This is a genomic window from Acinetobacter harbinensis (assembly GCF_000816495.1).
Lineage (GTDB): Bacteria > Pseudomonadota > Gammaproteobacteria > Pseudomonadales > Moraxellaceae > Acinetobacter > Acinetobacter harbinensis.
On the sequence record NZ_JXBK01000001.1, the window covers coordinates 1,207,738 to 1,223,990 of the forward strand.

The 16,253-nt window shown below is 42.2% G+C and carries 14 protein-coding genes; 7 read left to right on the forward strand and 7 right to left on the reverse strand.

Going from position 1 to position 16,253, the window contains the following annotated elements:
* Positions 1-93: 93 nt before the first annotated feature.
* Positions 94-681 carry a 5-formyltetrahydrofolate cyclo-ligase gene (locus SE27_RS05635; protein ID WP_039621604.1) on the reverse strand — a complete coding sequence of 196 codons (588 nt, stop codon included), beginning with the start codon at positions 679-681 and terminating at the stop codon, positions 94-96.
* 49 nt (positions 682-730) lie between these two features.
* A complete protein-coding gene (locus tag SE27_RS05640; RefSeq protein ID WP_171160743.1) occupies positions 731-1,114 on the reverse strand; it encodes a MerR family transcriptional regulator in 384 nt (127 codons plus the stop codon).
* Positions 1,115-1,191: 77 nt separating this feature from the next.
* Between SE27_RS05640 and SE27_RS05645 the strand changes: the two genes are divergently transcribed.
* The 4 genes from SE27_RS05645 (at position 1,192) to SE27_RS05660 (ending at position 7,908) form a co-directional block, all read left to right on the forward strand.
* Positions 1,192-4,050 (forward strand): heavy metal translocating P-type ATPase, encoded by a 2,859-nt coding sequence (locus tag SE27_RS05645; RefSeq protein WP_039621607.1) that lies wholly within the window; start codon positions 1,192-1,194, stop codon positions 4,048-4,050.
* Positions 4,051-4,616: 566 nt separating this feature from the next.
* A complete protein-coding gene (locus SE27_RS05650; protein WP_039621609.1) occupies positions 4,617-5,789 on the forward strand; it encodes a hypothetical protein in 1,173 nt (390 codons plus the stop codon).
* Positions 5,790-5,868: 79 nt separating this feature from the next.
* Positions 5,869-6,486, forward strand: a complete 618-nt coding sequence (locus tag SE27_RS05655; protein WP_039621611.1) for a MarC family protein — start codon at positions 5,869-5,871, stop codon at positions 6,484-6,486.
* A gap of 270 nt (positions 6,487-6,756) precedes the next feature.
* Positions 6,757-7,908 carry a catalase family protein gene (locus SE27_RS05660; protein ID WP_039621613.1) on the forward strand — a complete coding sequence of 384 codons (1,152 nt, stop codon included), beginning with the start codon at positions 6,757-6,759 and terminating at the stop codon, positions 7,906-7,908.
* A gap of 142 nt (positions 7,909-8,050) precedes the next feature.
* Here the strand turns inward: SE27_RS05660 and SE27_RS05665 are convergent, their stop codons facing one another.
* Genes SE27_RS05665 through SE27_RS05685 form a run of 5 tightly spaced genes read right to left on the reverse strand, consistent with a single transcriptional unit; the run spans position 8,051 to position 12,880 of the window.
* Positions 8,051-8,980 (reverse strand): HpcH/HpaI aldolase/citrate lyase family protein, encoded by a 930-nt coding sequence (locus tag SE27_RS05665; RefSeq protein ID WP_039621615.1) that lies wholly within the window; start codon positions 8,978-8,980, stop codon positions 8,051-8,053.
* A complete protein-coding gene (locus SE27_RS05670) occupies positions 8,977-10,137 on the reverse strand; it encodes a cysteine protease StiP domain-containing protein (RefSeq protein ID WP_039621617.1) in 1,161 nt (386 codons plus the stop codon). Before SE27_RS05670 ends, SE27_RS05665 begins: the two co-directional genes overlap by 4 nt.
* Positions 10,130-10,909 carry an HAD family hydrolase gene (locus tag SE27_RS05675; RefSeq protein WP_039621619.1) on the reverse strand — a complete coding sequence of 260 codons (780 nt, stop codon included), beginning with the start codon at positions 10,907-10,909 and terminating at the stop codon, positions 10,130-10,132. Before SE27_RS05675 ends, SE27_RS05670 begins: the two co-directional genes overlap by 8 nt.
* Positions 10,899-12,020, reverse strand: coding sequence for a phosphoribosyltransferase domain-containing protein (locus SE27_RS05680; RefSeq protein ID WP_039623844.1), 1,122 nt, complete (start codon positions 12,018-12,020; stop codon positions 10,899-10,901). The genes SE27_RS05675 and SE27_RS05680 overlap by 11 nt, the downstream gene beginning before the upstream one ends.
* Positions 12,020-12,880, reverse strand: a complete 861-nt coding sequence (locus tag SE27_RS05685; protein ID WP_227504629.1) for an ATP-grasp domain-containing protein — start codon at positions 12,878-12,880, stop codon at positions 12,020-12,022. Before SE27_RS05685 ends, SE27_RS05680 begins: the two co-directional genes overlap by 1 nt.
* Before the next feature lie 453 nt (positions 12,881-13,333).
* Between SE27_RS05685 and SE27_RS05690 the strand changes: the two genes are divergently transcribed.
* From SE27_RS05690 to SE27_RS05700, 3 genes are read left to right on the forward strand one after another with little or no spacing between them, the layout of a single operon-like run.
* A complete protein-coding gene (locus SE27_RS05690; RefSeq protein ID WP_039621623.1) occupies positions 13,334-14,530 on the forward strand; it encodes a TerD family protein in 1,197 nt (398 codons plus the stop codon).
* A 42-nt stretch (positions 14,531-14,572) separates the two neighbouring features.
* Positions 14,573-15,148, forward strand: coding sequence for a TerD family protein (locus SE27_RS05695; RefSeq protein ID WP_039621625.1), 576 nt, complete (start codon positions 14,573-14,575; stop codon positions 15,146-15,148).
* A gap of 20 nt (positions 15,149-15,168) precedes the next feature.
* A complete protein-coding gene (locus SE27_RS05700) occupies positions 15,169-16,248 on the forward strand; it encodes a DUF475 domain-containing protein (protein WP_039621627.1) in 1,080 nt (359 codons plus the stop codon).
* Positions 16,249-16,253 lie beyond the last annotated feature (5 nt).

Genomic DNA, 16,253 nt, shown 5'->3' on the forward strand with positions numbered 1-16,253 from the left:
TATTTGAAAAAATACAAGGGTTACTACAATTAAAATCTATAATAAATGACTAAATATTTGATTTTAAGATATTAGTTTTAAATAAAAAGCAGTTTAACGTGTGAAATGTAAAGATTTTGTGGGTGTGATTAGGCCGTCGAGCGCTTGATCCCAAGGTTTACGCGGTAAAGGATTGGTAACCAGTTGAAAGTCGTGCGCAATACCGAAACGTAGCGGGCGATGTTTTGCACTGGCCAAGGTTCGATCATAAAAACCACCGCCCATGCCAATACGTGTACCGAGCAGATCACAGGCCAAGAGCGGTAAAATGAGTAAATCTAAATGCGACACATGCACACCACGAGAGGCCATGGGTTCTTGCATACCCAAGGCATGATGAGAAAAACGTTGATTACGATATTGTCTTTGGCTGATTTTTACCCAGCGTAATTGCTGATTCATGGTGCAAATCATCGGCAAATAAACCTGCTTATGTTGTTTAAAACAATATTCAATGATTTGCCGCGTATGCACCTCACCAAAAGCATGTAGATAAATCCCAACTTTGTGTGCTTGCTGAAATTTTTTGAGTCGAATCAGGCGCTGAAAAATCTGTTGTTGTGCGCGTTGATGCTCAAAGCCAGAAACAGATTTACGTTGTTGCTGTAATTGTTGTCGTAATTTTTTTAAATCCACTGACATCACGTGTTCTGTTCCTCAAAAATATCAGCCTATATTGCTTTAACTGAGTTTACCTGTTTTTAAGTTCTTTCAAAATTGGACAGCCACTTTCATTGGAGGTTTTACATTCATCTAGCCATGTGGAGAGCCGTTTTTTAAAGCTATTGAGCTCTTGAATACGTTGATCAATTTTATCCAAACGCTGTTGAATGACATGCCGGACTTGTTCACGATCTTCCAGTTGCAATTGCAATAATTCCTGAATTTCACTCAGTTGTAAGCCTGCATCTTTGGCCTTTTGAATAAAGTTTAAGGTTTCAATATCTTGCTGCGTATAATAGCGATAGCTTTGCTGGCTTTCTGGTACACGTATTAAGCCAATACGTTGATAATAACGAATGGTTTCAACATTAAGTTGGCAGTGCTGCGCAAGCTTGCCGATCGTGAACATAATTTTCCTAAATGACTTGACTCTGTACCTAGCTACAGACTTTATGCTAGCACAATCTAATAATAAATGAGATGCGCCTGATGAATGAGCACCAAGAATCATGCTGCTGTACCCAACCCGATGCAGAACTAGCGCCGGTTCAGATTGATCCGGTCTGTGGGATGAGCGTCAGCGATTTATCTAAACCCAATATTGAATATCAAGGGCAGCGTTATTATTTTTGCGGTAAAGGCTGCTTGAATAAATTTCAAACGCATTCTGAGGATTATCTAGCTGCTTTAAGGGCAAAAAAATCGGCTTGTGGCTGCGCCGTTAAAAAAAATCTAACTGAGAAAACCAGCGCATGTTGCGGTACTGAAAAGCAGCCAGCCAGTTTAAAATCATCCAGTGGTTGCAAGGCAAAGCAAACATCAAGCACAGCGCATGACGTGAGCGCTGCTGTTGATCCTGTTTGTGGTATGCAGGTCAAAACAGATACGCCGTATCACACGCAGGTTAAAGCTCAAGAGTATTATTTTTGTGGCAAAGGCTGTTTGGATAAATTTAAGCAACAGCCTGAAGATTATTTACAAGGTACACAGCAGACAGATACTTGTTGCGCTGCGCCATCGCAAGCAATGGTCAAAAAATCGGCCTGTTGTGCGGCACAGTCACCGCAAAGTGCTTTAGCTCAAAGCGTAGTCGATCCAGTGTGTGGCATGTCGGTAGAGACCTCGACTCCGCTGAAAACCGATTATCAGAACCAGACTTATTATTTTTGTAATCCGTCGTGCTTAGATAAATTTAAAGCCGATCCTGTAGCTTATTTAATTCCAATTGAGCAGCGCACTGTACCTGAGGGTGCCGCGGATATGGACTACACCTGTCCGATGGACCCTGAGATTGTACAAAAAGGGCCGGGAACATGTCCCATTTGCGGAATGGCGCTAGAGCCGATGCAACCAAGTTTAGACGATGCTCCCAATCCTGAGTTGGTTGACTTTAGCCACCGATTTTGGCTGACATTGCCATTAAGCTTAATTGTATTTGTACTGGCGATGGGTTCACATATTCATGCCTTTATTCCACAGCATATTCAACCGTGGATTGAACTGGTTTTAGCTATTCCTGTGGTGCTGTGGGCCGGTAAGCCGATTTTGGAGCGTTGTTGGACCTCCTATAAAACGCGCAATTTAAATATGTGGAGTTTAATTGGTGTGGGGGTAATGGCGGCCTTTATTTATAGTGTCGTGGCCACTCTTTTTCCGGCACTGATTCCAGTCGAAGCCAAAACAGGGCATGGCGTGGCAGTGTATTTTGAAGCGGCCTGTATGATTGTCTCCTTAAGTTTACTGGGGCAAATTTTGGAGCTAAAAGCACGGGCAAAAACGGCTGATTCGTTAAAGTCTTTACTGAAATTGCAACCGCATACGGCCAAGTTAATTCAAAATGAGCAAGTGATTGAAGTAGACATTGCCATGGTCAAGCAAGGTGATATTTTACAAATTTCATCCGGTGAGCAAATTCCGCTTGATGGAGTAGTGGTCGAAGGTAAAACCTACGTCGATGAAGCCATGATGACCGGCGAACCCGTACCCGTCAAAAAACAAGTGCAAGATTTGGTGATTGGCGGTACGGTTAATCAGCAAGGCAGTATTCGTATTCAAGCCACAGCGGTGGGCGCCAATACCACCTTGGCGAAAATGATTCAAACCGTGGCTGAAGCACAGCGCTCTAAAGCGCCGCTACAACGCTTAGCAGATGTGTTTGCTAAATACTTTGTGGTCACGGTTTTAGCCATTAGTGTTTTGACCTTTATCGCATGGATGCTGTTTGGCGGTGCACAATTTGATTTGGCACTGATGTGTGCGGTCTCTGTATTAATTATTGCCTGTCCATGTGCATTAGGCTTGGCCACGCCGATGTCCGTGATGGCCACCACAGGTCGTGCTGCACAAAAAGGCGTACTGTTTAAAAATGCCGAAGCGATTGAAGCCTTAAGTAAAGTCACCACCTTAATTATTGATAAAACCGGTACTTTAACGGAAGGTAAGCCGAGCTTAAAAGAAATTAAATTACTGGCCAATTCGCTTGAGCAAGCTCAAGTCGAACAGTGGATTGCATCGCTTGAACAATATTCAACGCATCCGATTGCGCAGACATTGACCAAATTGATTGCTGCCAATCAACTATTAGCAGTGACTGACTTTGAAGAGGTCACAGGCTTTGGGGTGAAAGGTCAGATTGATCAGCAGCCACTTTATGTCGGCAGTCAAAAATTGCTTGAGCAATTGAATTTAAAACTTGATGGCGCAACCCAAGTACAGCTAGATCGGCAACGGGCTGCGGGCAATGTGATCAGTTTTTTACTTAATGAGCAACAGGTCTTGGCGTATATTTCTATTCATGACGCCATTAAACACAATGCACAGCAAGTGATTCAGCAATTGCTGGCCGATGGCATTGAAGTGGTGATGGCCACCGGTGATCATATTCAAAATGCCAAGTTGGTGGCGGCTGAATTAGCTATTCCACAAGTCTATGGCAACTGTAGTCCGACAGAGAAATTAGAGATTGTTAAAAAATATCAAGCACAAGGGAAAATTGTGGCGATGGCCGGTGACGGCATTAATGATGCACCCGCACTGGCTCAGGCCAACATCGGCATTGCCATGGGCAACGGCACGGACATTGCCAAGCAAACGGCACAAGTGACTTTGGTCAAAGGCGATATCCGCGGTGTAGCTGATGCAATTCATATGGCTCAACTTGGAGTGAAAAATATGAAGCAAAACTTAGCCTTTTCTTTTATTTATAATGGTTTGGGCGTACCCGTCGCTGCAGGCATATTTTATCCACTCACCGGTTTATTACTCACGCCAATGTTTGCCGCCGTGGCGATGTCGTTAAGTTCACTGTCGGTGGTGATCAATGCTTTACGGTTACAAAAATCCAAATAGCGCATCCTGTTTGGACCATGAATTGCTTAACCTGAATCTGGCCGTTAATTTTTGAATGAACGGCTCAGATTCAGGTAAGACCAATTTCTAAGGCTCAATTTTTTAATTCATGTGGGTTCAATCTCTGCTTTTATACGCTACAGTGCTGAAGTTTCAGTGATGAATCAGGTGCGATCGATGCATAACATCATCGGGCGCACACGCAGGCCATTACATCGTTATAGACAGTCTGATTTCAAATGTGTATTTAATCTTGCTCTGATAAAAATGTCCGCTACAGGGTTATATTTGATCGTTCGTTCAATTTAAGCGTTAAAAAATCATTTTTTTGTAAAGTGTCGTTAGCGCGCAACTGCCCTTTAATTTTAAAGCCTAGCTGAGAGAAGTAATTCAATTCCCTCACTATTTAGTTCTCGGTGAAGCATCCGCCCTCATCAAATTGAGCGTTTGTACGCAGTTTAAGCTTAGCCTGAAGCCATACTGGGCGTGAAAAGAAAGACATTCTGTGAAAAAATAAGCCGCTAACGACAAGATTTTTTTAAAATCGTTTAAATCAGGACGTATCAATGATTAGTGGCTATCGCAAAGTAGCAATGGGGTTATTTACAACCGGTATGACTGTGCCGGCAATCGCAGCAATCACCTTAGGCAATGCAGAAAGTTCAACAGGAGCGCTTACGGCCTCCGCCACATTACGCGCCAACTATCAAGATCAGCATTATGGCGAGCCTTCAGACGATCAGAAGCTTCACTTTGATGTGGCAATTTTCAGTTTAGATTATGATTCGCCGGATTGGTTTGCCGCAACCCAATACAATTGTTATCAATATGACACCTTGTGTGATTTTTCCACTTTGGTGTATGGCTACGTGGGCTATCATTTAAATGAAAGTGATCATTTCACCTTGGGTTTGCAACCGATTCCATTCGGTCCCGGACGTTTTTGGGACAGTAGTTTTTATGCCGGTATTAATAACACCATGGGCCTACAAGATGTCAATAATTTAGGGCTGAATTATCACCTGGAATTAGCGACTCAAACGCAAATAGATTTGGCTTACTTTGCTAAAGATGGCGGTAGTTATGTTGGCAGCAGCACAGACGCTGCACGTTATAGCGCCAATATGCTGACCTCGATAGATCCATTACACACCGATTTAAACGAAAAAAATATGTGGATGGCGCGTATTAACCAACCACTGAATTTTTTAACGCATGAGGATTTAAAAGTTTCAGTCGGTGGCAGTTATTGGTGGTCGGAAATAGACAACAATAAAAATTCAGCCCAAGGCACAAGACAAGCTTGGGCGCTTTTTAACAGCATAAATTATAAGAATTTAGCAGTGTCGTTGACGGCCGGTCAGCTGAATATCAACAATAAAGATGCACTTAGTCCGTATGCGTCCACCTTCGGTTCATTTGAAAGTGAATATTTGCTGGCCAATCAAGGATATTTTTATACGTTCGATACGCATTACACCTTTAATAATGTCAAAGGCGCTCTAAATATTACCCCGTATATGGTCTATAGCGGTTTTGATAAAACCCAAAAAGGCTTTGCCGATTCTATGCGACATATTGTGGGTGCAGCCTTTGATTATAAAAAATTCTCAGTTTATGCCGAATATGTAATGAGCAAGAATGATCCTTTCATTGGCGGAACAGCGGATTCCTTGGCTTTAGGCGATGACGGGCGCTGGAATACTTTGTTGAATCTGACTTTTATCTATAATTTTTAAAAACCTGCTGCATATTGGAAATGGCTGCTGATCGGTGGTTTGTTTTTTCATTCGCTTTAAGCACGTTTAAGGAAAATAAATGACCTTCTCTCCTTATATCAACACCTTCGCTTTATTCTTTTCATTGCTGAATCCATTTTTGATGAGCATCTATATGATTGGTTTAATCCGGCACACTGAAACCAAAGTGTTTAATAAAGGCTTAATTCAAGGCGGTTGCATTGCCTATCTGGTGTTTCTTCTCTTTGCTTGGGGTGGCGAGGCTATTTTTAGTAATTACTTAAATGTACGTTTTGAATCGTTTCAAATTTTTGGTGGTCTGATCTTTTTGGTGATTGGTTATCGCTATGTGTTTCAAGGTGCCGATACCATTGGCGAGATGCGCGGTGCGCCTGAACATTTGGCCGGTACGGTGGCGATGCCGTTTATGGTGGGGCCGGGTACCATCAGTGCTGCGGTGGTTACGGGAATGAGCATGTCAATTGGCGAGGCGGCCTTGGTGATTGCATTCACCATGTTTTTAACCTGTGGTATTTTAATTTTAATGAAGTTCTCGCATGACCATTTGCGTTATAAGCATTCTAAATATATCGATCGTTATTTTGATATTGTGGGACGTTTATCGGCTTTATTGATTGGTACCATTGCCATTGATATGATTGTCACGGGCATTACACGCTTAATTGCCAAGGCTTAACGCCTATCAAGGTCAACCAGAATACGGGCTATCGCTTTACAGTACGCGCCAGTGAAAGAAGTGATTTTAAATTGCGGCTTATTGCCGATGCGATATTACACGGCGATATATCGCTCAGCCGCAGATCACAAAATCAAAAACAGCACAATTTTTTTGAGAATTTACTGTATAAACAATAGACATATTATTTTTATAGCTTAAAAGCACAGCAAAATCAGCATAAAAAATCAATCTGAGCTTGTTGCTTGCTTTATCGCAAGGAAAAAATGAATGCCCAATGTTTTAAGCTCAATCCCTATACGTTTGCTGTTTGCACTCACGCCCATCATGTTGGCGATGAGCGGCTGTAGCACCACTGAATCCCAAAAAACCATGACAGCGCCATCTCAGTTTACTAGCAGCGTGGCTTATCCTGCGGTGGACAGTACTTTGGGTGAAAAACTCTATCCCAATGAACATGCAATAGCTGAGGATATCTCTACAATTATTGCGCAGTCGATCCGGCAGGAATATGCCGCAGGTCAAGCGCGCCGTGATGCACATCCTAAAGCGCATGGCTGTGTGCGTGCAGAGTTTCAAGTCTCAGAACAATTGCCGCCTTCACTTGCGCAGGGTATTTTTGTGCCGGGTAAAATCTATCAAGCGTGGATTCGTTTTTCCAATGGTTCGCGTGATGCAGAGCAAGCGGATATTAAAAGAGATGCACGCGGCATGGCCATTAAAGTTATGGGGGTCGCAGGCCAAAAACTTTTACCCGATGAGCAAGCCACCCAAGACTTTATCATGATCAATCATCCGGTGTTTTTTGCCAATGATCCAGTGCGTTATAAGTCTTTAATGCAAGATGTGAATAGCGACAGTTTATTGAAAAAACTGCATATTCCATTTGCGCTGGGCATCAAAGGTGCGCTGATTGCTTTAAATACAAATACTAAAATTGCCGATCCTGTACAAACCCGTTATTGGTCGATGGTGCCTTATCAATTAGGCATCGGTGATACACGTCAGGCAATTAAATATTCTGCTCGCGCATGTACGCCCGTGAAAACATCGATACCCGATCATCCGAGTGATAATTTTTTACGTGAGACTTTAAAAAATAATCTGCAAAAAAGCGATGCCTGTATGGAGTTTTTGTTACAACCTAGAACCTCCGCAGATTTGTCGGTTGAAGACTCAATGACCGAATGGAAGGAAAGCCAAGCCCCATTTTATAAAGTGGCCACCATTCGCATTCCTCAACAAGTGTTTGATACGCCAGCGCAGAATGAATTTTGTGAAAATTTATCCTTTAGTCCGTGGCATGCCGTAGCCGAACATAAACCGTTGGGTGTCACCAATCGCTTGCGTAAGGTGATTTATAATCACATCAGCCAAGTTCGACATGAGATAAATTCAGTACCAAGAGTAGAGCCAAAATAAGTACAGTTAACAATTCAAAAACCGCCCCTGATGATGATCTTCATCAGGGGCGGTTTAATTAAGCTAAAACGTGTCAGTCCAGCAGTTGAAATGCAGTGCTATAAAGCTATAGCGCATTGAGACCAAGTCTCTTGATCAGACATTAATAGGCAATCGCACCTTCAGTGTGATGGGCAAGATGGCTCTTACTTAAACCAAAAGTCTGATAGCGCAATAAAATCATTTCTGCCCAATTGCGATGCGTGGCCGGTTCTAACATCGAACCATGGCTTTTAAACACACTTTTGGCATCTTGCGATAGAATTTGTTGCGCCTCATAAAAATCTTCGGCATTGACCTGAAAAGCATGATGAATAATTGGAATTTGTGAAGGATGAATCGCGGTTTTGGTGTGAATTCCGTTATTCATGTCTTGGTATAACTCATCGATCAGCAATTGTGTGCGGTCAATATGTTCACATACCGGTGAACTCAGTTGAAAGCCCGCTGGTATAAATAAACCGGCCAACTGTGAAATTAAGATACCAACCGGAGTTTGATAAATGGTGCTGTTTTTGGGTCGACGTAGATGTAAACACGACAGCAGATCATTGCCGCCAATTCTTAAACACAGTGTTTTATGAAAATCATATTTAAGCGCTTTGCTTAGCTCAATATTGTGTCCCATATCAAAGATTTCTTTGGTTTCAAGCGTCGGCATTAAATTCAGATTTGCCGGTAAAACCTCCATCCACTGGGTTAAATCATGCAGGGTAAACTTGGGTAAAATCATACCGCTATAGGTATGGTTTAAGTCCCAATCGACAATGTGCTTGGCCATTTCAATATTTCGAGGGCGAATAAACATGGCCGGTGCTTTTAAATTGGGCTGCTCTAAGCGCTTTTGTAATAACAGCTTCAGATTGACCATCGCCGTTTGCACATCTTTTTCAAGCACGGCATCTTCTAAACACACCGCAATTGATTTGAGGATGGGAAATTTAATCCCTTCGGTAACCTCCCATAATTGTTCGTGGGTGGCCGGAATATACATGGTGGCGCCCAGTTCAATGGCATGTTGCAGTTGTTTCATTTATTTTTCTCGACTTTCTTAATCAGCGTCACGGCATGATATGGGCCCAATTGAGCACCTAAAATATCCACCGGAATATGCTGTTCCTGTGCAAAATGTAATAGAAGTTGCACATGCGGATTGGCTGGATCACGGATTAATATTCTTTCTGGCACACGTCTTAAGACCGCCCGTGTGGCTTCTGCAATGCTGGGTTTAATACGATTAATATTCTGCACATCATAGGTTTGAGAAATCCATGCAATGGTCTCTAAACAAATTTTTTGTTGCGTCAGCCGAATTTCATTGTTCCACTCGACGCATTCTAAACATGGGTTTTGTGCAATCCGCGTTAAAATTTTCTCGACAAAATCGACCGAAATATCCTGTTTGGATAAATGTTGATAGATTAAGCAGCTGTGCCAGTTTTGCGATTGATAGCAATTTTGTTTGGCAGATTCAAAATCAATCTGATCTTTTAAAATCGTACGTGAAGTTAAACCTGAAATGACCGAACCCAAAATACCAAACGGAATGAGCCAATCTTCACAGCTGGCACTGAGCCATGAATAGCCACCTAAATCGGCTAAAGTCACCAACCGTGGAATGTCCCATCCTGCATCAAACAGCGCTGGATAATCGGCTAAATTTTGGGTTAGCTCACGGCAGATGGCACCTTTGCCTGTCCAACCATCGACAAACACAATATTTTCTGCAGCATGCTGATCAATAATGGCATGTAAGGCTGCAAAATCGATGCCGCGGTCACGAATAATACTGATACCGTAATGCAGGCAAGGCTGATGCTGGGCAATGGTGTGTTTTAGCAGTACACCCAAAGGCACACCGGCACGCACCAAACTGACCAAAATAATTGGCTGCTCTTTAAAGCGCGTGCGTAAAGAATTGGCAATTTTCTGTACATCGCTTGCAAGACGGTCTGCACCTTGCTCAAAAGCGTAGTGGAAGTGCCGCATTTGCTCATCCGAAGGCGGTTGTTCCACACTAATCATTTGTGAATAATGCTTTTCTCCCGACTGAATGAGATACTCTTTTTCTGCCAATGGCGTCGGCTCAAGATCATCAATTTGCAGTAAAAAGGTCACATCTTGCGGTCGATAAGAGCCATGAAAACCTAAGGTGCTTAGGTCGTGTGCAGGTTGCTGCTGTTTAGACATGACCTAAATATCCTTTTGATTGATAATCTTGCATTAAGCTTTGCGCTAAAAATTTATCCAATTGGCTGTTTTTAGGCATACCAAACCAGTCGCAACACGCCAAAAAGCCTGCATCGGACAAGCTATCGCCCCAACCTAAAATGACGCGTTCACGGTTCGGATCATATTTATTAATAAAAAATTCAACCGCTTTTTGCTTAGACACAAATTTAGGAATAATGGCCAAATTATTGCCGTTCACATGCACGTAGCAGTGTTCAAGTACTTCAGCAGGCAAGTTGTCAATAATTTTGGATAAAAATAAAGGTTCAGGATCATTCTGTTTGGCCACGGTATAAATTTTGCCGCCATTTTCTTCTACCGTCCATGTACGGATTGAACCAAAAGGTTTGGCGTAATCCAGTAGCGCATGCGGTAAATCATTCAGCAAATCTTCTAATTCTGCGGCTGACTGTTTTTGCAAACTGAGCCATTCTTGATCAACGTTTTGGTCTGCGGCTAAAATGGTTCCGCCATGTGAGCAGACCGCGCCGTGCTGAAAAGGAATATGTACACGCTGTAACGCTTCCACAGAACGCGCAGTCACCGGTACAACTTCAGCCGACTGCAACAACCAATTGACGAAGATTTGTTGTTTGGGCAACATATACGACAGCGGCTCACCGGATTTATCTGTGGTGGCAACTTTGTGCTGTGCTGTTGGCGTGCTTTTGCGATGGGTCTGAAAAAGGGTGTCATCTAGATCAACAAAAATTAACGGCTTAGTCTGCATAACTGATCACTTCCAAATTTTTTATTTGTTCAAAAAGTATCGGATCGACACTGTCTTGGGCGGTTTCAATCACCAATAGCACACGGTCAAATTGTTGATGCTTTACGTTGTAGGCATAGTTATTAATATTTAAGCCGTAATTGTCTTTAAAGCCGCAAATGCTTTCAATGGCATGGCCTTGCTTGATTGGAGAACGCGTGGTGGCACTGTAATACACCTCAGCGCCTTGCTGTTCGAGTTGCTCGGCAATCAGAAATGGAATCCAGCTAAATTCACCCGAACCCAACACCAAAATTTTCTCGTTGGCACGTGCCGGCGGAACATTTGGCCACGCGCTACAATTTAAAAAGGTCGGTTCGCGTCCCCAATCTTGCGGGGCAATAATTTTTTGGCTTTGTTGCTCGGTGGAGCTGACATCTGGCATATTAACAACAATCTTTTGGTTGTTCTCTTGCCATTGCCAATGCCCTTGTAATAAAGACACCACTTCCACCGGAATGCCTAAGTCATCGGTAACCAGATGCTGTTCGGCCCAGTTGACCAAGGTCACTAAAACAATGCGTTCTACCTGATCTAAACCGGATTTTTTTAAGCTAAGAATTAAATTTCGAAAGGTTTTTCCAGTCGAGATTTCATCATCGACCAAAATCAGGGTTTTTGAATTGACCACATGTTGATGCTTGATTGGATCATGACTGGATAAAATAAACTGATCTTGTGCATGACTATGTTCTTCTAAAAACAAACCCAGAGTGGGCAAGCTTGCAACGGGATGGCGCGTGGTGGTTAAAAAAATCGCATTTTGCCCGACGTGCTTTTTAAACTCACGATATACCCCAGCGCCTAAACCGACCGCGGTTTCTGCCATACCAATCACCGTGATGGGATAAGGCAAATCTTGCGGAATAAGGGCGCTTAAATCTTGATAGCTTTTTTGCATCACCGATGGTGCAACCGGAATATGTTTACCCAAGACTTTTGAGACAAATAAAAAGGCACGTTTCGGATTGATACGTTCTGCAAAGCTGAGTAAATCATTCAATTGCCATTCAGGATGGTGCTGATTAACCGTGACGCTAATTCGGCCACGGCTTAAATCAATATGTTTTATCAATGTGTATCATCCATTTTTATACTTTGCATGACCGGCAAAACTTGCACCACCGCAATTGGTTCGGGGCGCACTAAAGCCAGTTGTAATTTTTCAGCCAACAGTTCTGCCACTAAATTAATACCGGTATGTTGGGTATAGGCAAAACCGCCGGCGGGGCGTGGATTAATTTCTAAAATGTGCCATACGCCTTGATCATCTTGCTTAAATTGAATATTAATTAGGCCGTCACATTGGAAATGCTGTACTAAGGTTGTGCAAATAGCATGACAAGGATGCTCGACATAACATTCTTGATAAAACTTAAACTTAATCCGAGTCACCAAAGCCAAAATCTGACCGTTGCTACAGGCAATATCGACCGAACATTCTTGCCCACTTAAAAAAGGCATGATCAAATAGTCAATCGGCGACTCTAGTTGCGCATACGCTTCGATAAATTGTTGGGTATTGCATAACGTATTGGATTGAAAGTGCTGAAAATAAGACACCTCATCACTTAATCGTACAAAGCCTGCACCATAAACGCCGTAGACCGGTTTTGCACAAATACTGTGATAGCGATATTGATACGCTTGAATTGCTTCGATTAGGCTTTCACGGCTCTGTACTTGAGTGGCCGGAATATTGGGTAAGTTTAAAGCTGCACAAATTTGCCCAAAAGCAAATTTATTGTTGATATGGTCATGCTGATTTACACCGATTGCACCAGTGATGAGTTGAATCCCATTTTCACTAAACTCATGACGAAATTTTTCAATAAATTGTCCATGTTTACCGCAAAATAACAGCTGAATATTATGCAATTTACATTGGCTTAATAACCAAGCTACGCTGTCTGCCACAGCAGGCTGTTGCACAAAATGATCGGCATATAATTTTAGTTCAGGCCGCTTTAGGCTATGTGAACAAAAAATAGTGAGATGAGAAGATAAATTTGAATGTTTTAAGTGTTGAATGATGTCGTTTTGACAGGAGTAACTTTCCGCAATCCAGATGTTGTAATGCAATTTCACAGTAAATTTGATCTCAATTTTCTTTAATAACGATTATGAATTTATGTTCGCATTATACACAGCGCGGGGGAATATATAATTATTCATGTTATAGATGCAATGATTTTATCGCAGCAAAAGAGAAGTTATAAAAATGAATGGAAAAAAGCAATTTAGCTAGGGCGTATAAAAAATATATGTTACAACATTACAAACTTATTTAACTCGTTGTTGACGAGTGATTTCAATTTTTATATTAATATAATTCAGACGTTTAATGAATTAAAATTACTACCATAATCTTATAAGAGGGTTTGTATGCAACTTGTTGCTGGCGGGAATATTGCTCTAGTCTCTGAAGTCATTGAAGTTTTAATTAAAACCACCGTTCCTAACCCAGTTGAACTCGATCTGACCGCCTATCTTTTAGCAGAAACCACACAAAAAGTACGCGGTGATCAGGACATGATTTTCTATGGTCAAACCCAAACGGCCAATCAAAGTGTGGTTTTAGTACAATCGGTCTCGAACAGTCCTTTTTTAACACGCTTTAAAATTAATACCGCACTGATCGATCCGCAAATTCAAAAAGTTGTGCTATGTGCCACATTAAATGCCCCACATGATTTTAGCCGACTTCCTGCGGTGCAGATTGACGTTTTATCTGGTCCACAAATGCTGGCACAAGCACAGGTTGAGACCCAAGCAAGAACTGAAAAAGCCTTAATTTTGGCCGAAGTGTATAAGCATAACCATCAATGGAAGTTCCGATTTATTAATCAAGGCTTCAATGGTGGTTTAAAGCCTTTGGCGGAAAATTTTGGTGTGATTATTGATGAAAGTACAGCGCATACTTCACCAACACCAACACCAACACCAACACCAACACCTATAAAGTCGAATATTAATTTATCCAAGATTAAATTGGATAAAAACAATTCGAGCATTAATTTAACCAAGAAAGGCTCGGGCTTTGGCAAAATTTCAGTCAATTTAAACTGGAATAAATCGCAACCTAAATCAGAATCCTTTTTTCAAAAACTGACGCGTGCCAATGCGATTGATTTAGATTTGGGCGCCATGGTGCAACTTAAAGATGGCACGATTGATTTGGTGCAACCTTTAGGCAACCGATTCGGACATTTTGACCGCGTTCCCTATATTCAATTGGACGCAGATGACCGGACTGGCGCATCGATCAATGGTGAAAATTTACATATTAACGGCAATCAATGGGATCAGATTGAACGGGTGGTGATTTATGCCTATATTTATAAAGGTGCCGCGCAATGGGCTGCCACAGATGGTGTGGTCAGCATTCGTATTCCAGATCAGCCAGAAATTGAAGTGCGTTTAACCGAAGGCGACCAACTCACCACCTGTGCCATTGTTGAATTAAAAAATGTCAAAGGTGCAATTCAGGCCAACCGTGAAGTACGTTATTTCAAAGATCAACAACTTTTAGATCAGTTTTATCATTTTGGCTTTCGTTGGACACAAGGTTCAAAAGATTAAGTCGATTCATTTAATTTTAAGTAATCAAGCAGAGGAAAAAACATGGCTATTTCATTAAACAAAGGTGGCAATCTCTCGTTAAGTAAAACCGATCCATCGCTGAACCAAGTGTTAATTGGCTTGGGCTGGGATGCACGCGCAACCGATGGCGTCGATTTTGACTTAGATGCCTCCGCATTTTTATTGGCTGCCAATGATAAAGTTCGTGGCGAATCTGATTTTATTTTTTATAACCAAATACGCTCTCCTGAAGGTTCGGTTGAACATACTGGCGATAACCGTACCGGCGAGGGCGATGGTGATGATGAAGCCGTAAAAATCAACTTGGCAAAAGTACCGGCTGATGTACAGAAAATTGCCATTACCGTGACCATTCATGACGCACAAAATCGTGGGCAAAATTTTGGTCAAGTACAAAATGCCTTTATTCGTGTGGTCAATGATCAAACCAATGTCGAAATCGTGCGTTTTGACTTAAATGAAGATTATTCAACCGAAACCGCCATGATTTTTGGCGAATTATATCGTCATAACAATGAGTGGAAATTCAGAGCTGTAGGTCAAGGCTATAACGGTGGTCTAAGTGCCATGTGCAGTCAATACGGCATTAATATTTAAGCCCAAGCCTAGGTCAAAAAATGAAACATTTTCGTTTTTCCATCATTTTTACCATCATTTGCTTGGCTATTTCGGCCTATTGGGGTTTTACCCATGGGCCACAAGCCGGCTTAATGGCCATGTTCAAAGTCTTGGCGATTACGGCTATTTTAGCGGTGATGGAAGTGTCACTGTCGTTTGATAATGCCGTGGTCAATGCTTCAGTACTTAAACATTGGAATCAATTCTGGCGTACGTTGTTTTTAACCGTCGGTATTATTGTGGCTGTGTTTGGTATGCGCTTAATTTTTCCCTTGCTGATTGTTGGTGTTACTGCCGATATGAGCATGGTTGAAGTGGCGAAATTGGCTTTAAATGATCCGGCCACTTACTCGGCAAAATTATTGGCCCATCATGCTGAAATTGCAGCTTTTGGTGGCACATTCTTATTGTTGGTATTCTTAAATTTCTTGTTTGATGATGAGAAAGACGCGCATTGGTTTCATTGGTTGGAATCAAAACTTGCCAGTCTAGCCAATATTCAAGCGATTTCAGTGTTTATTGCCTTGATTGCACTGCTGGTGATGGCAAATTTTGTACCGGATGTATCAAAACTCGCCGTGACCATGTCTGGCATTTGGGGCATTGTAGTGTATGTCGGCGTGCAAGTCATTGGACATCTGCTTGAAGGTGGCTCTGATGAAGATGAGGCAGACGAGGCCGTGCAAGGCAATAGCGCCAGTGTCACGGGCACCATCGTGAAAGGCGGGATCGGTGGCTTTTTATATTTAGAAGTCTTAGATGCCTCTTTTAGTTTTGATGGCGTGATTGGCGCCTTTGCCATCACCAGTGACGTGGTGGTGATTATGCTCGGCTTGGCCATTGGAGCGATGTTTGTGCGTTCCATGACCATTTATCTGGTGGAAAAAGGCACACTCGATGCCTATATTTATTTAGAACATGGCGCGCACTATGCCATTGGCGCATTGGCCTTTATTATGTTGGCCAGTGGTACCGGTGTTCATGTGCCAGAAGTGGTCACTGGTTTAATTGGAATTGCCTTTATTGTGTGGGCGGTTCTATCCTCTATTGCTTATCGTAAAAAGCAAAATCAAATTTAAACTAA